At 66.5% G+C, this 18,607-nt stretch carries 18 protein-coding genes; 6 read left to right on the top strand and 12 right to left on the bottom strand.

Features of this window, described 5'->3' with window-relative positions; translation table 11 throughout:
* Positions 1 to 73 precede the first annotated feature (73 nt).
* From ACFWF1_RS19830 to ACFWF1_RS19810, 5 genes are all read right to left on the bottom strand, one after another.
* On the bottom strand, positions 74 to 1,288 hold the full coding sequence (locus tag ACFWF1_RS19830) for an FAD-dependent monooxygenase (RefSeq protein ID WP_379280868.1): 1,215 nt from the start codon (positions 1,286 to 1,288) through the stop codon (positions 74 to 76).
* A 52-nt stretch (positions 1,289 to 1,340) separates the two neighbouring features.
* Complete coding sequence (locus ACFWF1_RS19825) at positions 1,341 to 4,436, bottom strand: BTAD domain-containing putative transcriptional regulator (protein WP_379280869.1); 3,096 nt, start codon at positions 4,434 to 4,436, stop codon at positions 1,341 to 1,343.
* Between the two features lie 45 nt (positions 4,437 to 4,481).
* The gene (locus ACFWF1_RS19820) at positions 4,482 to 5,249 is read right to left on the bottom strand and encodes an SDR family NAD(P)-dependent oxidoreductase (RefSeq protein WP_379280870.1); all 768 of its coding nucleotides are present in this window, start codon (positions 5,247 to 5,249) and stop codon (positions 4,482 to 4,484) included.
* A 163-nt stretch (positions 5,250 to 5,412) separates the two neighbouring features.
* Entirely contained in the window at positions 5,413 to 5,898 is a 486-nt protein-coding gene (locus ACFWF1_RS19815; protein ID WP_379280871.1) for a cupin domain-containing protein, read from the bottom strand.
* Between the two features lie 104 nt (positions 5,899 to 6,002).
* A complete protein-coding gene (locus ACFWF1_RS19810; protein ID WP_379322200.1) occupies positions 6,003 to 6,980 on the bottom strand; it encodes an MBL fold metallo-hydrolase in 978 nt (325 codons plus the stop codon).
* A gap of 89 nt (positions 6,981 to 7,069) precedes the next feature.
* Here ACFWF1_RS19810 and ACFWF1_RS19805 point away from each other — a divergent pair, with 89 nt between their 5' ends.
* On the top strand, positions 7,070 to 8,014 hold the full coding sequence (locus tag ACFWF1_RS19805) for a LysR substrate-binding domain-containing protein (protein ID WP_379281207.1): 945 nt from the start codon (positions 7,070 to 7,072) through the stop codon (positions 8,012 to 8,014).
* Positions 8,015 to 8,021: 7 nt separating this feature from the next.
* Here ACFWF1_RS19805 and ACFWF1_RS19800 read toward each other — a convergent pair whose 3' ends face one another.
* The 3 genes from ACFWF1_RS19800 to ACFWF1_RS19790 all read right to left on the bottom strand — a co-directional run bounded on the left by ACFWF1_RS19800 (position 8,022) and on the right by ACFWF1_RS19790 (position 11,063).
* A complete protein-coding gene (locus ACFWF1_RS19800; RefSeq protein WP_379322204.1) occupies positions 8,022 to 8,906 on the bottom strand; it encodes a serine hydrolase in 885 nt (294 codons plus the stop codon).
* A 188-nt stretch (positions 8,907 to 9,094) separates the two neighbouring features.
* Entirely contained in the window at positions 9,095 to 9,616 is a 522-nt protein-coding gene (locus ACFWF1_RS19795; RefSeq protein ID WP_379280874.1) for an RloB family protein, read from the bottom strand.
* 94 nt (positions 9,617 to 9,710) lie between these two features.
* Positions 9,711 to 11,063 carry an ATP/GTP-binding protein gene (locus tag ACFWF1_RS19790; protein WP_379280875.1) on the bottom strand — a complete coding sequence of 451 codons (1,353 nt, stop codon included), beginning with the start codon at positions 11,061 to 11,063 and terminating at the stop codon, positions 9,711 to 9,713.
* A gap of 247 nt (positions 11,064 to 11,310) precedes the next feature.
* On the opposite strand from ACFWF1_RS19790, the gene ACFWF1_RS19785 reads away from it, so the two are divergent.
* On the top strand, positions 11,311 to 11,874 hold the full coding sequence (locus ACFWF1_RS19785; protein WP_379280876.1) for a GyrI-like domain-containing protein: 564 nt from the start codon (positions 11,311 to 11,313) through the stop codon (positions 11,872 to 11,874).
* 279 nt (positions 11,875 to 12,153) lie between these two features.
* A complete protein-coding gene (locus ACFWF1_RS19780) occupies positions 12,154 to 12,339 on the top strand; it encodes a hypothetical protein (RefSeq protein ID WP_379280877.1) in 186 nt (61 codons plus the stop codon).
* 6 nt (positions 12,340 to 12,345) lie between these two features.
* Here the strand turns inward: ACFWF1_RS19780 and ACFWF1_RS19775 are convergent, their stop codons facing one another.
* The 3 genes from ACFWF1_RS19775 to mca form a co-directional block, all read right to left on the bottom strand.
* Entirely contained in the window at positions 12,346 to 12,924 is a 579-nt protein-coding gene (locus ACFWF1_RS19775) for a TIGR03086 family metal-binding protein (protein WP_379280878.1), read from the bottom strand.
* 479 nt (positions 12,925 to 13,403) lie between these two features.
* On the bottom strand, positions 13,404 to 13,673 hold the full coding sequence (locus ACFWF1_RS19770) for a hypothetical protein (RefSeq protein ID WP_379281208.1): 270 nt from the start codon (positions 13,671 to 13,673) through the stop codon (positions 13,404 to 13,406).
* Positions 13,673 to 14,539 (bottom strand): mycothiol conjugate amidase Mca, encoded by an 867-nt coding sequence (gene mca, locus ACFWF1_RS19765; RefSeq protein WP_379281209.1) that lies wholly within the window; start codon positions 14,537 to 14,539, stop codon positions 13,673 to 13,675. Before mca ends, ACFWF1_RS19770 begins: the two co-directional genes overlap by 1 nt.
* A 119-nt stretch (positions 14,540 to 14,658) precedes the next feature.
* Here mca and ACFWF1_RS19760 point away from each other — a divergent pair, with 119 nt between their 5' ends.
* Together ACFWF1_RS19760 and greA are read left to right on the top strand one after the other, a co-directional pair.
* Positions 14,659 to 15,108, top strand: a complete 450-nt coding sequence (locus ACFWF1_RS19760) for a DUF4307 domain-containing protein (protein ID WP_379280879.1) — start codon at positions 14,659 to 14,661, stop codon at positions 15,106 to 15,108.
* A 300-nt stretch (positions 15,109 to 15,408) separates the two neighbouring features.
* Positions 15,409 to 15,903 (top strand): transcription elongation factor GreA, encoded by a 495-nt coding sequence (gene greA, locus ACFWF1_RS19755; RefSeq protein ID WP_040738717.1) that lies wholly within the window; start codon positions 15,409 to 15,411, stop codon positions 15,901 to 15,903.
* A gap of 104 nt (positions 15,904 to 16,007) precedes the next feature.
* Here greA and ACFWF1_RS19750 read toward each other — a convergent pair whose 3' ends face one another.
* The gene (locus ACFWF1_RS19750) at positions 16,008 to 17,150 is read right to left on the bottom strand and encodes a cystathionine gamma-synthase (RefSeq protein WP_379280880.1); all 1,143 of its coding nucleotides are present in this window, start codon (positions 17,148 to 17,150) and stop codon (positions 16,008 to 16,010) included.
* 184 nt (positions 17,151 to 17,334) lie between these two features.
* On the opposite strand from ACFWF1_RS19750, the gene ACFWF1_RS19745 reads away from it, so the two are divergent.
* Positions 17,335 to 18,510 carry an acyl-CoA dehydrogenase family protein gene (locus tag ACFWF1_RS19745; protein WP_379280881.1) on the top strand — a complete coding sequence of 392 codons (1,176 nt, stop codon included), beginning with the start codon at positions 17,335 to 17,337 and terminating at the stop codon, positions 18,508 to 18,510.
* Positions 18,511 to 18,607: the final 97 nt, after the last annotated feature.

The raw sequence follows: 18,607 nt of genomic DNA, 5'->3' as shown, positions 1-18,607 counted from the left end.
GTCTCGGTTTGCTGATTGATAGACGACGTAGCGTCGGCGGGTGTGACACGAGCTCCTCGCCGACGCGGTGGCATCAGTAATCCGCCAGCGTGATGGCGTTGGCGGCGCGCTCGATCGGTTTGATGATGGGTCGCAGGGCCAGCCCCTTCCAGGGCATATGCCGCAGCATCCGGAGCATGGTGGTCTGGGTGCGGATGGCGCGGCGGTCGCTGGCGACCATCTGGGTGGCGTTGGACCAACCGAGGGTCTGGTTGCGAGCGATGTAGTCGCTCATGGCTTGCTGGTAGCGGGGGAAAGCGGCGCGCTGGTCGCCCCGCGCCGCACGGAGTTCACCGGCCAGGACGTACGCGCCGACCAGCGCCATGCTGGTGCCTTGGCCGGACAGCGGGGACGGGCAGTAGGCGGCATCACCGACGACGGCCACCCGGTGGTCCCACCAGTGGTCGAGGTGGATCTGGCTGACGGTGTCGAAGTAGAAGTCGGGGGATTCGGGCATGGCGTGCAACAGGTTCGGAGCTTCCCAGCCCGCGTCGGCGAAGGTTTCCGCGACGAGGCGCTGCTGGGCGGCGACATCGTGGCGGCCGGGCAGCCGATCGGGGGCCGGGAAAATGAACTGGGCCTTGGCGGTGCCGTGCTGGGTGCTGTAGAGCTGGACGACCTTGCCGGGAGTCGGGTAGACCAGTTCCCAGCGGTCCAGGCCGAGGTCGTTGGGGACCGAGAACGCGCAAACAGCCATGCCGGTGTGGCGGGCGAACTGCTCCTCCGGACCGAACGCGATGCGCCGTACCGGCGAATGCATGCCGTCGGCACCGATGACGAGGTCGAAGACGCGCGAGGCGGCATTGCGGAAACCGACGGTGACACCGTCGTCGTGCCGGACCAGCTCCGTGATCGAATCACCGAACAGGTACTCGACTTCGCCCTTGGTGGCATCGAAGAGGATGCGGGCGAGATCGCCGCGCAGCACCTCGTCGTCACCGGGCGAGCGCAGGCCGATCAGCTCGGGGCCCAGCGTGGCGACGGGCTTGCCGGACGCGTCGACCCAAGCGCCGCCGCGCATGTTGGTGGAGGCTCCGCGCAACTGCGGCAGCAGGCCCATCCGCTCGACGACATCCATTGCCACACCACGGATATCGACCTTGTAGCCGCCCTCGCGCAGCGTCTGCGACTGCTCGACGATGGTGACGGTGAAGCCGTAGCGGGTCAGCCAGTAGGCGAGGGCGGGACCGGCGATGCTCGCGCCGGAGATGAGGACGGTCTTGTTGGCGAACTGCGGTGTCTCGGTCATGGAAAGGAGCTTCGCTGGAGTCGCTCACCACGGGCTCACCATCGGCTCACCGTCACTCACCGACCAGCGCGACCACCTGCTCGACGGAGTATCCGCGGCCTTTACCGAAGGCCATGAGGAAGCCGGATTCGCCCAGGGCGGAGCGGGTTTCAGCGGTGATGCGGGCGACGTCGCCATCGCCCATCGAGCGCAGACCACGCAACGCTTCGGCGGCGCCGAGCAGGTGGGCCGCGCGTTCCGCGTCGCCGCACGTGGCGGCCACTCCGGCCAAGCCCTCGACGGCTGAGGCCGCCACCGGTCGCAGCTGATGGCGATGGGCGAGCTCGAAGGCCGTGCGATGGGTGGCGCGTCCCGCCGCCAGGTCACCCTCGGCGGTGTCGACCCAACCGAGGCCGATGAGTGCGCGGGCTCGGGCCTCGACCGCACCCACCGAGCCTTCGGCTACCAGGTTCAGGGCCGCGGTGTATTGCGCACGAGCGCTCGGCAAGTCTCCGCCGGATCGGTCCAGATCGCCGAGCCCGCGAATCGCATTGGCGCGCATATCCGTCGCGCCCACCGAGCCGGCCAGTTCGGCGGCGCGTTCGTAGGCGGCGCGGGCGGCAGCGGAGTCACTGCCCGCCAAGATGTCACCGCGACGGTTGAGCAGATCGGCGGTGTCGTCGACGGTGCCCAGTTCGGTGTAGCGCTGCACGGCCTCATCGATCAGGGTCAGGGCGGCCGGTCGATCGCCGCGCCAGTCGGCGACCGCCGCGAGTTTGTCGAGCGCCGTGGCGATCGCCCACCGGTCGCCGGTCGCACGGAAACCGGCTAGGGCACTGCGGAATTCAGCCTCGGAGTCGGGCATGCGCCCGGACATCAGCAGCCGCAGCCCATCACCCAATCGGAGGAAGGCTCGCGACCATGCGTCCGGCCCGAAGAGCAGTCGTGCGCGATCCGGATCGACGGTTGCCATACCACCCGCGATCGCGAGCAGAAACACCAGATGCGGTCGCCGCAGCGGGGTTCGGGATTCAGATACCGCCGCGGCCGCGCGTTCGACCGCCGCGCGCGACTCGCCGCCGCCCCGCGCCGCCACCGCCGCGCATAACGCGTATTCCTCGACGGATGCCGGATCGAGTTGGGGCAGTAGCTGTTCGGCCATTTCGACCGCGTCACCGGGCCGACCACTCAACCACCAGTACCACGCCAGCGCGGCGATAAGCCGTTGTGCCAGCCGCGGATCGGAACGCGCCGCCCAGTGCAGCGCCGCTTGCAGATTGCCGTCATCGGCGGCCAGCGTGGCCAGCCAATCCAGCTGGTCGGCCCCGCGCAGCAGCGGGTCGGCACGCTCGGCGAGGTCGGTGAAGTACCGCGCGTGCGCGTCCAGCAGCCGGTCGTGCTCGCCCGCGTCGATCGCCTGCCGCCGCGCGAATTCACGAATGGTCTCCAGCATTCGGTAGCGGCCACCCGCTACTTCCACCAACGATTTGTCGACCAGATCGTCGAGCAGTTCATCGGCATCATCGATATCGCAGACATCGCGCGCGGTCCGCGCAGTGGCTCCGCCCGCGAAGACCGAGAACCGTTGGGCCAGTAGCCGTTCGGCCGGGGCCAGGAGTTCCCAGCTCCAGTCGACCACGGCCTGCAAGGTGCGATGGCGGGGCTCGGCGGTGCGGTCACCGCGGGCGAGCAGCCGGAAGCGGTCACCCAGGCGCGCATCGATCTCGTCGAGCTCGAGGGTGCGCAGCCGGGCGGCGGCGAGTTCGAGGGCCAGCGGTAACCCGTCGAGGCGGGCGCACACGCGCCGGACCTCGCCGATCGTCGCGGCATCCACGGCGAAGCCGGGTCGCGCGGCGGCGGCCCGATCGGCGAACAACCGGACGGCCGCACAGTCGAGCTGCTCGGCCAAGGTGGCATCAGCCGCGGCGACGGATAGTTGCCCGACCGGGAAAACGGTTTCGCCGGTGATCCGCAAGGGTTCTCGGCTAGTGGCCAGCACGCGCAACCCCGGGCAGCCGAGCAGCAGCCGGTGCAGCAGGCGGGCGGCGTCGAGAATCAGATGCTCGCAATTGTCGAAAATGATCAGCTGCGGTCGTTCGGCGAGCATCGAGCGCACCCGGCTCTCGACGTCGCGGGGCTCCCCCGGGGCTCGCCCGGTGCTCTCGCGTCCACCCAACGCCGCGGCCACCGCCTGGACCACCTGCGCCCCGTCCACCAGCGGGGCCAGGTCCACGAAGCAGACCGGCCCCTCGGTGCGAGCGCCGACTTCCAGGGCCAATCGCGTCTTGCCGGTCCCGCCGGGACCGGTCAGTGTCAGCAGCCGAGACTGCGCGAGCAGCAGCGCTACCCGCGCCAATTCCGTATCGCGCCCGAAGAATCCGGTGAACGGCGTCGGCAGCCGCCGGAGCGCACGTTCCGGTGCGGCATCGGCGCGCAGGATCGCCAGATGCGCCTGGGCCAATTCCGTCGAAGGGTCGGCCCCCAATTCCTCGGCGAGCAGCTCGCGCCCCTGCTCGAACAACGCCAGCGCCTCCGCCTGCCGCCCCGCCCCGTACAGTGCCCGCATCAGCAGGGCCCGTGCCCGCTCTCGAAGCGGGTGCGCCGCAACGATTTCGGGCAGGCGCACCAGCGCTGCGCGGTGATCGCCCAGCGCCACCGCCGCCGCCGCGCGATCCTCCAGCGCCGCGAGCCACACCTCGGTGAGGCGAACCGCCTGCACCGCGGCGAAGGGCGCGTCCACCACATCGGCGAAGGCCGGGCCGCGCCACAGCCGCGCCGCCTCGTCCAGCAAGACGGCAGCGGTGGCGAAATCCTTGTCGTGCACGGCCTTTCGACCGTCCTGGGCGAGTTGGGCGAACCGATGCGCATCGACGTCTTCCAGTGCCACCGTCAATCGATACCCGGCAGCCGAAGACTCGACGATCTCCTCGGTAAGGCCGGCTTTGCGCAGCGCACCACGCAGTCGCGATACCTGCGCCTGCAGCGCATGCCCGGCGTTGGCGGGTGGCCGCGCCCCGTAGAGACCGTCGATCAACCGATCCCGCGACACGACGCGACCGGCGTCGAGCGCAAGCAGCGCCACCAACGCCCGCACCTGCGGGCCGCCGACCGTGATCGGACTCCCGTCGGCCAGGCGGACTTCGATGGGACCGAGGATTCCGAACTGCACAATGCACAGTATGCTCGCGCAATCTCCGAGCTACCGGATGGCCGGCTACTGGGCGCCGATGGCCGGGCTGATGGCGGTGCCGCCGCTCACATCGACCACATTGGCGGTGATCCAGCGGGCGTCCGCGGAGGCGAGGAAGGCCACCGCATCGGCGATATCGGCGGGCTGCCCTACCCGGCCCAGCGCGGTCATGGCACCGATGCTCGCCCACACCTGCGGATTGGCATCGAAGAAGGCGGCCATCCCCTCGGTCTCGGTGGCACCGGCGGCCACCGCGTTCACGGTGATGCCGCGCGGACCGAGCTGCACCGCAAGGGTTTTGGTGAGCACATCGATCGCTCCTTTGCTCATCGCATAGGCCACCTGCGATGGTGCCGCCACCCGCGGTGCGCACGAGGAGATATTGACAATGCGACCGCCATCGCGCAGCAGCGGTATCGCCCGCTGCGAAATGAACAGCGGCGCGGCGACATTCACCGCGAAGAGGCTGTCCACCGCCGCCGGGGTCAGCTGTTCGATCGAGCCGTTGCCACCGCCGCCGCCCGCATTGTTCACCAGAATGTCGAGCCGCCCGTCCGGCAGGCGCTCGGTCAGCTCGGCGAACAGCGCATCGATTCCGGCGGGCGTGCTCACGTCGGCGCGGAGAGCGAATGCCTGCCCACCCGCCGCGCCGATGTCCGCGACGGTCTGCGCCGCCGCTTCGTCGTCGTGTCCGTAGTGCACTGCGACCGCCGCGCCGTTCGCTGCCAATCGCAGGGCAATGGCGCGACCGATTCCGCGAGAAGCGCCGGTAACGAGGGCGAACTGAGACATGAGAACTCCTGTGCTCGGGTTTGTTTTCTTGACACAGACATTCGCCTGCCGCGCTCACCAAACCCTCACCATGTGCTCACGGACGGTGGCATCCGCCACGTCGCCGCGCTATCACCCGAACGTGCTCGGCCGCATCCATGCATGCCCTTCCGCGGCGCACCCGTCAGTTCCAGTCGGACCAGACCGGTGGCGGGCCGACGATGGTGACTCCGTAGCTGACGAGCAGTTCGGCCTGCTTGTCGTGTTCTCGGGCCTCGGCCGCGCCGACGCCCTTGAAGTAGCCTTCGATCGCACCCGGTGTACTGCCGACCAGCACCTCGCTCTCCTCGGTGATGGTCTGAAAGGTATGCGGAATATTGCGTGGACCGTAGACGAAAGCGCCGGGACCGGCCTCGGAGACGGCGCACTCCGTCAACGAGTACCCACCGATCCAGAACCGGACCCGCCCGGACAGGATGACCCAGAATTCGTCTTCTCTGGTGTGGAAGTGCAGCGGCGGTGCGCCCGCCGGGAAAACCTTGGCCCGCATGACGGACAGCGCACTCGCGGTCTCCTGCTCCGACAGCACCTGCTCGAAACCGCCGTCGTAGTAACGAACTTGTGGCTGGGTCCAGGGCGCCCGAACGCCCACGGGGCCTGCGTAAGCCATTGTGATGTCCTTTCATACCGGTGGGACCGCCATGTCGTCCCGTAACAAGAAAACCGCAACCGCCGTCAGCAACGGATCACTGTTCGATCACCATCGATCACGGCTTAACCTCGAGGAGTGAAGGTCTTCAGATGGTCGACGGTGACGAACTCGCTGGTAGGACTGGACTGAGCGACCGCCTTGCGCAACGATTCGAGACCACCCCAGTCTCGCGCGGGCTCGGCGAGCGGATAGTCGAAATCGTCCCAGTGCGTGGGAATTACATAGCGTGGGTTGCCGGTGACGCGCAGCAACCGCGCGACGTAGTCGTAGATCTTGCCGCCGCCCGCGGGCAACAGCAGCACGTCCGGGTGCAGGCCGGCCAGCTCGGACTCGATATAGTTCGAACCGCCGAAGTTCAGCACGCTCACCCCGCCGCCGCCCACCTCGTAGGCCAGCGTGCCGCCTTCGACCAGATCGCGAATCACCCTGGGCTCCGGTAACTTTCCCGCCCCCAGACCGGGCCTGGTACCGGCGAACGCCACCTCCGCCCTGGCACCGGAGGCCGAATGCAACGAGCGCAGTGCGCGAATGGTGTAGCCGTCGAAGCGGAGGTACTCGCCGCCGGTGGCGATCGAGAGCTGGTCCTCGGGTGCGCCGAGCGCCATCAGCAGATTGAGATGGGTCTCGGTGCCGAGCACCGTGGCACCGGTCTTCTTCGCCAGGTACGGCACGTCGGTGAGGTGGTCGTAGTGACCGTGGGTGACCAGGATGTGGTCGGCGCGCAGTTCCCCGTTGTCCACGTAGTGGTCGATGAGCGCCGTATCGACGGTGATCGGGGTGTTCGGGTCGGCGCCCGCATCGGTATAGGTACCGGTATGGAACCTGGTCAGCCACGGGTCGATCAACACCGTCTTGCCGCCGGGCAGCCGGATCTCCCAGCCGTTGTTGCCCCACCAGCGCAGGGTCACACCGCCAGGCGCCGGAGCCGGACTGCTCGCCGCCGGGCCCGCGAATTCCTTTCCACCACATGCCATTACACCGGCCAGTAACGCAGCGCCCGCAGTCACACCGAAGAAATTTCGCCGTCCGAAACCTGTCATGCGAGCACCGAAACACACGTTCGCCGCCGCTGTCCAAGACCAGCCGGCCTACTCGGCGATATCGAAAACGATATCGTCGCAGCGTGGACATGCTGCGTCAGCTGCGGTATTTCGTTGCCGTCGCCGAAGAACTTCATTTCGGCCGGGCCGCCGAGCGCCTCGGCATCGCCCAACCACCGTTGAGCCAGCGCATCCGCAAGCTCGAAACCGATCTCGGCGCCCGGCTGTTCGACCGGGACAGCCGCCGGGTCGAGCTCACCGAGGCGGGCCAGATCCTGCTCGCCGAGTCCCGCGATCTGCTCGCCCGCTGGGAGCGCACGACCTCACTGGTCGGCAAGGCGCATCGGGGCGAGATGGACGCGGTGCGCGTCGGTGTGCCGCCCGAACTGGCCGGGCGGGTGCTCGCCGCGATCCTCACCGCGTTCGAAAGTCGCGAGGTACGCGTGGATCTACAGGAGCTGACCACTGCCGAGCAGGTTCGCCTGCTCGCCGACCGCCAACTGGACGCCGGACTGCTGCAGCATCCGGTCGACGTGGTCGGCCTCGAACTCGGTCCCGCCGTGGACACTCCGGTCGGCGTGGTGCTGCCCCGCGATTCGCCACTGGCCGTACGGTCTTCGCTCACCCTCGCCGATCTGGCCGGGCTCGGTTTGGTGATCTTCCCGCGGGCGGCCGCACCCGGACTCTACGACGCGACGCTGCGCACCTGCTGGGAACACGGTTTCAAACCGACGCGGGTGCAGCATGCCCGCAATCCCGAATTCGTGCTCGGCATGGTGCTTTCCGGCCGTGGCGTCGCCTTCGATCAGGGCATGGTGGCGCAGAAGGAACCGAGGGTCGTCTGGCGGCCGCTACCGGAGGGTACGCTGAGCTGGCGGCTCTCGCTCGCCTGGCCCGCGACGGCACCGCATCCGCTGGCGCCCGAACTGGCCGAGCTGATCGCGCGAGTTGTGCAGGGCGACGGCACATCTCGGCCCGCAGATGTTCAGGCCGCGCCGCAACGACCGTGGAATGTGGTGTACGGCAGGCCGTGAGCGGTCGTCAGCGAGCGTGCCGAAGCGGTAGCGCACCCGCCGCAGTGGAGCCGAGTGCCGGCGAGGTACATCCGTGCGAGATGCTGCCGATCGCGTGCGCGGCGACGGCGCCGATGGCGCGATCCACCTCGGGTAGCCGTTGGGCGACGGTGTCCGCCCTGGTGAATACCGCTACGGCATAACGACTTCCGTCCGGGTACTCGAGCACCCCGATCTCGTTGCGCACTCCGGGCAGCGTGCCGGTCTTGGCCCACACCCGCACCTCCGGCGGGAACGCGCCGGCGAGCCGATGCCAATTCACTTGCTGGCGCATGAGATCGCGCACCCACCGGCACGCCTCGGCCGGACCCGCGCGATCCTGACCGATGAGGGTGAGCAGGCGGGTCATCGCACGCGGCGTGCTCGCGGTGGTCCGATGGGGATCCAGGGCACGGGTGCCGAGGATCTCCGCGGCGGTGAGCGCCGGGAACCGCGCGGCGAACTCGGCGGCATCACGCGCCCCGATGTCCTCGGCCATGCTCTGCACGATGTTCCGCGGTGCGCCGACGATCCTGGTGCCCGCGAGACCGAGCTCGCGCACCAGCGACCGCACATTATCGATGCCCACCCGGTCGAACAGCAGGTCGGCGGCGGTGTTGTCGCTCAACGTGAGCGCAAAGAACGCAGCATCCCGCAGGCTCAGCTCCACATCATCGTGACAACCGGCCGTACCGACCCCACCGAGCCGATCCGCACCGCCCACCCGCACCCGATCGGCCGGATCCACCTGCCCCGCCACCACCTGCCGAGCGAACTCCAGCACCAGCAGCACCTTCACCACCGACGCAAGCACCACCGGCTCGTCCGCCCCCACCCCCGCCTCCGCACCGCAGCCGAAGCACCGAGCATGCACCCACCCCCGCACCCCGACATCCCGAAAGAACTCCCGCACAACTCCCCAACCTGCCACATCGCCTAGTCCCGGCGATGGTCCAGTCGGTCGCGTTGTGTTGTCCATCGAGTCGCTGAAACACCCGTGCTGCCGCCCGCTCACTCGAATGGCTCTCGATACCTCTACCGGCACGCTTCTGCGACCTGCGCTCAGCAGCTATCTGCTCCTGGCACATCACGTAACACATCGATCAACATCCACAACAGGCTGGAGGGGTTCTGGCCCGGTGCATCGCTGTTCGCTCGCGCCCGGTCCGCCGCGTCCTGTACGAAAGGTGCGAAGTCCCCGAATGCGAGCTTCTCCTTCTCATATGCAGGCAGATACTTCCGTAACCTCTGCTGGGCCGCGTCGCCGTCCTCGAGGTACTTTCGACAATCCGCGAAATGCAGCACCAACCATGCCTCGAAACACGGGTTGGAGATCAGCAGAGAGACACCTACGTCCTGAGCGATCTTAAGTGCGCTGTCTACATCGAAATCGTCTCTGTCCGCAACCGCGAATGCTCGATCGAATCCGATCCGGCGACGGGTCTGCGAAGTTTTCCGGACCAGCTCACTCGGTCCGCTGTTGATGAACTGGACCTTTTTCTTTTTGATACGCGCGCTGACCCATGGCTCCTGCACGACTGCCTGAAGGTATACCTTCTCGGTCTTCGCCCCGTTCGTCGTCACCAATATAAAGATAGCTGACTCGCGGACAGCGATTGCTCGATCAAGCGACGTTGTGCGCCCTTGACCCACTCGGACAGGTCGCCGAGGTTGTTGATTACTCTGTCGCGCTGCCATCGGCCCCTCCTCTGCCCCGCATCGCCTGGGCGAGCAGGTCCGAGGAGATATCCGGTACCGCTCCGTAACTACCGTTCAGGTACCGCCGCTCGCGATTCTCCCCGTTCTTTCGCGGTTTGAACTCGGACAGCGAGTACAACAAGGATCTGCCGTCATCGCCCTTCTCCGTGAACCAGATCTCGTCCCTCTTCAATACCTCTTCACCGTCCAGATGTCCGAGCAGAGCAGCATCATGGCTGGTGAAAATCAACTGCGCGCCATGCGGATTGGTCAATGGCGACCGGAACAGCTCTACCGACGTCGCAGATAGCAAAGGGTGCAGGCTGACGTCGATCTCGTCGACTACCAGGAGACCGCCGCGGTCGAGTACGTCGATCGCGTCCACGCCGAGTTCTAGGAGTTGGCGAGTACCTCGCGACTCATCATCGAATTCCATCAGGACATCACCATCCGCCCCCTTGTGCCGGAAAAGCAGCCGATCGCGAGTGGCGGCGCGGATAGCCTGAGCCTTCAGGTGTTCGCCTGCCTCGGTCAGTTCCTGGACCAATCGCCTCGCATCAGGATCACCGGGAGCGAGTTCGATACCGGCAATACCGAAATCAGCAACTCGCAGCAAACCCGCAAGCCTGTCGCGCAACCTGTCATCATGAAATGTGCCCGGAGGTCCGGGCGGCAGCATCAGACCAGAAGACCCTCGGCGCGTCCGTATTGCGCGAAACCACCGGTACGCGTCGTGCAACGGGTCCGGTAGCCGATTCTCGTCTGTTCCGCCACCCCGTCGAACACGAAGCTTGAACCGTGCCGCAGTAGATAAATAGAGCGCGGTTGGCGCGGTGAATCCAGCGATATCTCTCAGATCACTGTGACTGCGATAATCTGGCCCCAATTCGAAGTCATCGCCGATGCGCGCAAAGATCAATTGCTCTCGACCAGATTTATGATAACGGTCGGTCCGAGGATAGTAGTAGAGCCATTCTTCGAGAACTTCGTTGTTGTCGATAGTGAAACCATAGGCGTGATGCTCACCGCCGAGTAACAAGTCCACGACATACCGGGAGGGCTCCAGCTGTGCAGCGCGCACCAACTGGAAGGGGTTGCGCCGCAACCCTTGGCCCGGCTCCACGTCGCGATCAGACCCCAGCACGAAACGCCGCATGAAATCGAGTGCGTCGAGCACGTTCGACTTCCCGGAAGCGTTCCCACCGAAGACGCCGACAACCGGAACTGGGCGAACCTCTGCGTCCGGATAGTCACCGGGGAACGCCGGCATGAGGTTCAGCTGTTGCTCATCCCGGAACGAACGATGATTCGCGAAACGGAAACTCTGCAACATCTCCAGTCACCTCACCCTTACTTCGTCGGCTCAACCCTATCTACGACTTTTTCTCGCACAACACCGCCTGAAGAACCATGATACAAGTCACATCGCATCTCAGGTAGCACCCCATGCCCCCAGTTCAGGGGTTGGCGCAGATGCACAGGCCGCATCGCTAACGCTGACGGCGAGGTGAGCAGCGGCACTGTGGTCGCCGATCCGAGACGCTTGACTCTCCCGGCGCTGGAGCGTTGAGGCTGGCGGGATGAAACTCGACCTGGCCAAAACCGACAGGCACTACTACCACGCGTCTACCGAACCGACGCTGCGCACCTTCGGCAGCTACGGGTACGTGACGGTCACCGGTTCGGGAGCTCCGGAAGGTCCGGAGTATCTCGAGGCCGTCGAGGCGCTCTATCGAGCTGCGTACGGTGCCAAGAAGATCGCCAAGGCGGGTGGGCGCGATTTCGTGGTGGCGAAGCTGGAGGGGCTGTGGTGGGTAGAGTCCGACGCACCGCCGCTGACGGTGCCTCGCTCGGAATGGCATTGGCAGTTGATGATCCGGATGCCGGAGGGCGTCACCGCGGACATGGTGCGCGGGGCAACCTTTGAGCGGCTCAGTGAAGGTGACGCCGTTCAGGTGCTGCATGTGGGTCCGTATGCGACCGAACCGGAGACCCTGGCGAAGATGGACGCGTTCATGACTGCCGAGGGGCTCGCGATGAACGGCCGCCATCACGAGATCTATCTCTCCGATCCACGGCGGGTGCCGGCCGCGCAGGCCAAGACCATCCTGCGTCACCCGGTCCGCCGCGTCACCGAAAAATAGGATGCGCCGGTCGAATTCGACCGGATACAGTTCGCAACGCGCCCGGTGCGCGGGTAACGGTCGATTCGACCGTATCGGCGGATCCGATAGCTCGACCGATAGAGCTAACCCACCGTCGGCTCGAATATGGACGAGCCGTCGGTGACATACCGCGAACTCCGGTGCGCATACACACGCACCCACGGTGTGGCACACGTTTCCTTGGTGTGCCCGAAATACGGTGGGTGCCTAGGAAATCGGGTCGATATACCTGCAGCTGAACGAAAGGGCAGAATTGCCATGCGCATATTCTCCATCGCACGCCGGAATGCCGACGCAGCCCGAGATATCACTGCGACGACGTCCTCGGCGCATGCCGAGCAGCACGCATTGCACCGCAACCATGGTGGCCGGCTCGGCTACCAGCAGATCGCCGACCGCGAACTGTTGCTGCTCGCGGCCTCGACCATGGTGCGGATCCGTTAACCCGCGCTACGGCGTGCGCGCGAGCACTTCCCGGCCGACGTAGCCGAGCAGTCGGCGATGAGCGGGCTCCCCTGCTTCGACAAAGACTTCCGCGTCGAAGACGCCGGGGGTCCGGAACTGATCGATGCCACCCCTGGCCTGCATGGTGGCGAGAAGTTCGCCACACAGCTCATCGTCGGCCAGCTCGGGCCTGCCGATGGCGACCGCGAGGTCGACGCCGTGCACAACCAGTTCGGTGAGGTGCACAAGGGCCGCCGCCGGTGCGGGCAGCGCGCCGAACGAAACGTGCACGGTGTTGTCCAGCGCGTCGGGCCGGTGCCAGGCCGCCCGGTCCACCTCCGCCGCCGCCGCGTACGCGCCCTGCGGATCGCCGCCGAGCCAATCGGATTCATGATCGGCACCCGAATCCGTGCCGCTCAGCGCGGCCGCGAAGAGGTGCATGTTGCCCACCATATGGTTCAACACGGTGCGCACATCCCACTCCCGGCAAGGCGTCGGCGCCGCCATGGAGCTCTCGTCCAAGGCGGCGACGATCAGGCTCGTCGCATCGAGTGCACGGTCGATCTGTCCGATCACGTTCTCCATGAGCTTCCTTCGGTCGAGCGGTCTGGCTGAATTGGTAACACAGGCGGGCGACATATGGAGGCCGTTGCGAAAGCTGCTCGCGGCGAATTAGGTTGCCAGCAGTGTGCTTCTCGGTGGCCGGTGGATTAAGCCGATGCGCGAGCCGAATACATCTCGCTACAGTGTGCAATGCGCTCGGTGCGCACGCAACGCCCATCCCACAACGTTTGAAAACTGTTGTGCGGACAGCGTTGTGACCATAGACCGCACTATGCAGACGTGTGAAGCTGACAACCACTTCCGATTAAGCTCCACCGTACTCATTTCGTTATCCACTTCAGGTGTCGTTTAAACCTGTTACCGCCGATTGAAATTCGGACAGACCACCCAGGCCACCATTGCCGCTTCAACCGGCCGATTTCCGCAACTGCCGCAAACGATTCGACGCCGCGTTCCACCAGATGGTGTCGCGCGGCGTCGAATTCGTGACGGTGCAGCCGTCAGGTCTTTTCGGCCCGGCCGTCCGGCTCGGCCTCTTCGGGCCGGCTGGTGATGCCGCGCTCGGTCCCCTCGTCGGCCTCCTGGTCCGGTTCCGGGTGTTCCGGCTCGAAGGTCGCGGGCAGCTTCTTGAGGTGCTTGTTCATCGAACGCACCAGCAGCACCGTGCCTGCGAGCAGGACCAGGATGATGACCAGGCCGAGCGGGGAGGCCTTGCCGAACTCCGGCCCGGTGGGCGTGCCGCCGGGCGCCTGGGCGAGCAGAACCAGCATCACCGCTGCTCGTCTTCGATGCCTGCGAACAGATCGGTCTCCGGCAGCGCCGTCTTGACCCTGGTCTTGGCCAGTTCGAACTCCTCGGTCGGCCAGAGCCGCTGCTGCAGCTCCAGCGGAATGGCGAAGAACGCGCCATTCGGGTCGATCTGGGTCGCGTGCGCGCGCAGGGCGTCGTCACGCTGCGGGAAGTACTTGGCGCAGTCGATCTGCGTGGTCACCCTGGAGAACACGTCGCCGCGCTCCGGCACGTACTTGCGCATCCGGTCCAGCCATTCCTGCAGCGGGAACGGCTCACCCATCCGCTCGTACTCCTCGGCGAAGATCTCCATCCGCCGGGCGGTGAAGCCGTGGTCGTAGTACAGCTTCAGCGGCGTCCACGGCTCGCCCGCGTCGGGGAACTGTTCCGGGTCGCCCGCCGCCTCGTACGCGGCGACCGACACCTCGTGGCAGCGGATGTGATCCGGGTGCGGGTAGCCGCCCAGCTCGTCGTAGGTCGTCATCACGTGCGGCCTGAACTCGCGGACCACCCGGACGAGCGCCTCGGTGGCCTCCGCCAGCGGCACCACCGCGAAGCTGCCTTCCGGCAGCGGCGGCAGCGGATCACCCTCCGGCAGACCGGAATCGATGAAACCGAGCCAGTGCTGGCGCACGCCGAGCGCACGCGCCGCGGCGGCCATCTCCTCGCGCCGGATCTCGTTGATCCGGTCCAGGACACCGGGGGTGTCCATCGCGGGGTTCAGGATGCTGCCACGTTCGCCACCGGTCAGCGTCACGACGAGGACATCGTGTCCTTCGTCGGCGTACCGGGCGGTCGTCGCGGCACCCTTGCTCGATTCGTCGTCGGGGTGGGCATGCACCGCCATGAGGCGAAGGCCACTCACGTCTCGTTCACCATCGCTCTCGCTCGCGGGTGTCGGGTCTTCGTTCCCTATAGTTCCATTCGACCGACATTTGTTCCGACTTACCCCCCGGGAGCGACCTTGTGACCGATCGAAGCGACGCCCCGGTTCCGGCGACGAGCAGTAGGCCAACCGACCGGTACGGGACAAAGCCCCCTGTCGACCGCCGCTGGCTGCCGCTGGTCCTCGGCGTGGTCGTGGTGCTGCTCGGGTGCGGCGTCGCCTTCATCGGATACCAGAAGTACGGCCCGAAGGACATCGAGTCCGAGCAGCTCGGCTACACCGTCGTCGACGACGCGACCATGACGATCCGGATCAAGGTCACCCGCAAGGACCCTGGACAGGCTGCGGTATGTTTCGTCCGCGCAATGGCGCGCGACAGTGTCGAGGTCGGCCGCCGCGAGGTGCTGATCGAGCCGTCTACCAGCGGCACGATCGAGCAGACCACCACGGTCAAGACCTCGTCTCGACCGGCGTCGAGCAGTATCTACGGCTGTAGTGGGCAGGTTCCCAGCTATCTCCGAGCAGGGTGATATGCCTCTTTTGCCGTACCATTTCTCCTCGAAATTAACTCCGACCTGCACGTTTGTGATTCATGCTAAAATGGCCTGATACACGGTTCCGGGGTTCGGAGCCGTGTTTGCTGCATTGGCGGCCAGCGCTATCTGTTCCGGATTATGAGCTTTGCCCGGAACCAGGGTCTGTCGGGGTTCGATGAACTTCCCAGGATCGCTCTAGCCGTCGACTGGTGCGTGCCCGCCCCACGGGTGGGTACCGCGGCAGTTATCAGGGAATCCCGGCCCGCCGGGAACAACTACTAGGGAGTGATCGAGATGACTGAGACGCAAGTGACTTGGCTGACCCCGGAGTCGCACGACAGGCTCAAGGGCGAACTCGATGCGCTCATTGCCAATCGTCCCGTTATCGCTGCCGAGATCAACGAACGCCGTGAAGAGGGCGACCTCAAGGAGAACGGCGGATACCACGCCGCGCGCGAGGAGCAGGGCCAGCAGGAGGCGCGCATCCGGCAGCTGCAGGAGCTGCTGAACAACGCCAAGGTCGGTGTCGCGCCGACCAAGTCCGGCGTCGCACTCCCCGGCTCGGTCGTCAAGGTCTACTACGACGGCGACGAATCCGACACCGAGACCTTCCTCATCGCGACCCGCGAAGAGGGCCTGAACGACTCCAAGCTGGAGACCTACTCGCCGGCGTCCCCGCTCGGCGGCGCGCTGATCGACGCCAAGGTCGGCGACACCCGCGAGTACACGCTGCCCAACGGCAAGACGATGAAGGTCACCCTGGTCAGCGCGGAGCCGTACCACAGCTGAGGCTTCCGGCCGTGGTCTGCAGCGACCCGGCCGACCAGTTCCCCTGAGACACGAACGGCCGCACCCGTTTCCGAGGTGCGGCCGTTTCGTCATCGCTGCGGTTCCTAGCCGAGCGCCTGCTCGATATCGGCGAGCAGGTCGGCGGCGTCCTCGATGCCGACCGACAGCCGCACCAGATCGGCGGGCACCTCCAGCACGGAGCCCTCGGTGGACGCGTGCGTCATCGCCGCCGGGTGCTCGATCAGCGATTCCACCCCGCCCAGCGACTCGGCGAGGGTGAATACCTTGGTGCGCGAGCAGAAGTCGCGGGCCGCGTCCGGGCCGCCGTGCAGGCGCACCGAGATCATGCCGCCGAACCGGCGCATCTGCTTGGCCGCGACCGCGTGGCCCGGGTGCTCCGGCAGGCCGGGGTAGATCACCTGGGAGATGGCCGGATGCCTGGTCAGGAACTCGGCCAGGGTCTCCGCGTTGTCGCAGTGCCGATCCATCCGCACGGCAAGGGTTTTGGTGCCGCGCAGGGTGAGGAAGGCGTCGAACGGTCCGGGCACCGCGCCCGCGCCGTTCTGCAGGAAGCCGAACGCCGCGTCGAGCTCGGGATCGTTGGTGATCAGCGCGCCGCCGACCACGTCGGAGTGGCCGCCGAGGTACTTGGTGGTCGAATGCGTGACGATGTCGGCGCCGAGCAGCAGCGGCTGCTGCAGGTACGGGGTGGCGAAGGTGTTGTCCACCACCAGCTTCGCGCCCACGCCGTGCGCGATGTCGGCGAGCGCCGGGATGTCGCCGATGCTCAGCAGCGGGTTGGTCGGCGTCTCGACCCACACCAGCTTGGTGTTCGGCCGGATCGCCGCGCGCATCTCGTCCACGTCGAACACGTGCGCGGGCGAGTGCTCGATGCCCCACTGGCTGAACACCTTGTCGATCAGCCGGAAGGTGCCGCCGTACGCGTCGTCCGGGATGACGATGTGGTCACCGGGACGCAGCACGGCGCGAATGGCACAGTCGGTGGCCGCCATGCCCGACGCGAACGCCCGGCCGTAGGTACCGGATTCGAGCGCGGCGAGGTTCGCTTCCAGCGCGGACCTGGTCGGGTTTCCGGTGCGGGCGTATTCGAAACCGCCACGGAGACCGCCGACTCCGTCCTGGGCGAACGTCGAACTCGCATAGATGGGCACGTTCACCGCGCCGGTCTGCGGGTCGGGATCGAATCCTGCGTGGACGGCTCTAGTGGAGAACCCCAGCTCACTCATACGCCCAGCCTAATCAGGGGCGATTTCCGGGCAACCCCCCGGTAGTACCAGATGGATACTCCGCCGACGATCCCGCCCCCGTTCCGACGTAGTTACGCAGCTAGGGCGGTTGCACCGGAAAAATTATGACGGGCACCTCCGAAGACCCCGATATCACCGGCGCTCCCCCAATTACGCTTAGTGCATGGTGACTGTGGAAGAACTGTTCGCGATCGACTCCCTGCTGTCCGACGATGAGCGCGAGATCCGCGATGCCGTCGCGACCTTCGCGAATCAACGCTTGCGACCGCACATCGCGGACTGGTTCGAGGAGGGCACCTTCCCGGCTCGCGAGATCGCACCGCAACTGGGCGAGGTCGGGCTGCTGGGCATGCATCTCGAGGGTTACGGGTGCGCGGGCATGTCGGCGACGATGTACGGCCTGGCCTGCCAGGAACTGGAGGCCGTCGATTCCGGCGTGCGCAGCATGGTGTCGGTGCAGGGTTCGCTGGCGATGACCGCGATCCACAAGTACGGCTCGGAGGAGCAGAAGCAGCAGTGGCTGCCGGAGATGGCGGCCGGCCGCGCGCTCGGCTGCTTCGGACTCACCGAACCCGACTTCGGCTCCAACCCCGGCGGCATGCGGACCAGGGCCAAGCGCGACGGCACGGACTGGGTGCTCAACGGCTCGAAGATGTGGATCACCAACGGCTCGGTGGCCGATATCGCGGTGGTCTGGGCGCAGACCGAGGACGAGGGCAGGCAGGTGATCCGCGGCTTCCTGGTGCCCGCCGGGACGCCCGGATTCAGCGCGCGCGAGATGCATCGCAAGCTGTCGCTGCGCGCCTCGGTGACCGCCGAACTGGACTTCGACGATGTCCGGCTGCCCGCCGATGCCGTGCTGCCGGAGTCGCGCGGGCTCGCCTCGCCGCTGGCCTGTCTGAGCGAGGCGCGGTTCGGCATCATCTTCGGTGCGCTCGGCGCGGCCCGCGACTGCCTGGCCTCGACCATCGAATACGCGCGCACCCGCGAGGTGTTCGACAAGCCGCTGGCCGGATACCAGCTGACCCAGGCGAAGCTGGCGAACATGGCCCTGGAGTTCGGCAAGGGGCAGCTGCTCGCCCTGCACCTGGGCCGGTTGAAGGATCGCGGCACGGTGACTCCCGAGCAGGTGAGTGCGGGCAAGTTGAACAGCACCAGGGAGGCCATCGCGATCGCCCGCGAGTGCCGCACCATCCTCGGCGCCAACGGCATCACGCTGGACTATCCGGTGCTGCGTCACGCCAACAACCTGGAGTCGGTGCTCACCTACGAGGGCACGGCGGAGGTGCATCAGCTGGTGCTCGGCCGCGCGCTGACCGACGCCAACGCGTTCCGGTAGCGAGCGGCGTCGGGCGAACCAGTTCCCGGCCATCTAAAGTCCGAGCGATCGACCTATAAATACCGAACGGTCGCATTTATCGGCGGTGGCCGGGAAA

This window comes from Nocardia sp. NPDC060255, assembly GCF_042727395.1.
GTDB lineage: Bacteria > Actinomycetota > Actinomycetes > Mycobacteriales > Mycobacteriaceae > Nocardia.
Note: the sequence above shows the minus strand (reverse complement) of the source record. Positions and strands in the feature narration are given on the sequence as shown.

Excerpts from the sequence above, each read along its gene's own strand:
- ACFWF1_RS19830 (WP_379280868.1), bottom strand. The coding sequence starts at position 1,288 with ATGACCGAGACACCGCAGTTCGCCAACAAGACCGTCCTCATCTCCGGC.
- ACFWF1_RS19820 (WP_379280870.1), bottom strand. The coding sequence starts at position 5,249 with ATGTCTCAGTTCGCCCTCGTTACCGGCGCTTCTCGCGGAATCGGTCGC.
- ACFWF1_RS19815 (WP_379280871.1), bottom strand. The coding sequence starts at position 5,898 with ATGGCTTACGCAGGCCCCGTGGGCGTTCGGGCGCCCTGGACCCAGCCA.
- ACFWF1_RS19810 (WP_379322200.1), bottom strand. The coding sequence starts at position 6,980 with ATGACAGGTTTCGGACGGCGAAATTTCTTCGGTGTGACTGCGGGCGCT.
- ACFWF1_RS19805 (WP_379281207.1), top strand. The coding sequence starts at position 7,070 with ATGCTGCGTCAGCTGCGGTATTTCGTTGCCGTCGCCGAAGAACTTCAT.
- ACFWF1_RS19790 (WP_379280875.1), bottom strand. The coding sequence starts at position 11,063 with ATGTTGCAGAGTTTCCGTTTCGCGAATCATCGTTCGTTCCGGGATGAG.
- ACFWF1_RS19785 (WP_379280876.1), top strand. The coding sequence starts at position 11,311 with ATGAAACTCGACCTGGCCAAAACCGACAGGCACTACTACCACGCGTCT.
- ACFWF1_RS19780 (WP_379280877.1), top strand. The coding sequence starts at position 12,154 with ATGCGCATATTCTCCATCGCACGCCGGAATGCCGACGCAGCCCGAGAT.
- ACFWF1_RS19775 (WP_379280878.1), bottom strand. The coding sequence starts at position 12,924 with ATGGAGAACGTGATCGGACAGATCGACCGTGCACTCGATGCGACGAGC.
- ACFWF1_RS19770 (WP_379281208.1), bottom strand. The coding sequence starts at position 13,673 with ATGCTGGTTCTGCTCGCCCAGGCGCCCGGCGGCACGCCCACCGGGCCG.
- mca (WP_379281209.1), bottom strand. The coding sequence starts at position 14,539 with ATGGCGGTGCATGCCCACCCCGACGACGAATCGAGCAAGGGTGCCGCG.
- greA (WP_040738717.1), top strand. The coding sequence starts at position 15,409 with ATGACTGAGACGCAAGTGACTTGGCTGACCCCGGAGTCGCACGACAGG.
- ACFWF1_RS19750 (WP_379280880.1), bottom strand. The coding sequence starts at position 17,150 with ATGAGTGAGCTGGGGTTCTCCACTAGAGCCGTCCACGCAGGATTCGAT.
- ACFWF1_RS19745 (WP_379280881.1), top strand. The coding sequence starts at position 17,335 with ATGGTGACTGTGGAAGAACTGTTCGCGATCGACTCCCTGCTGTCCGAC.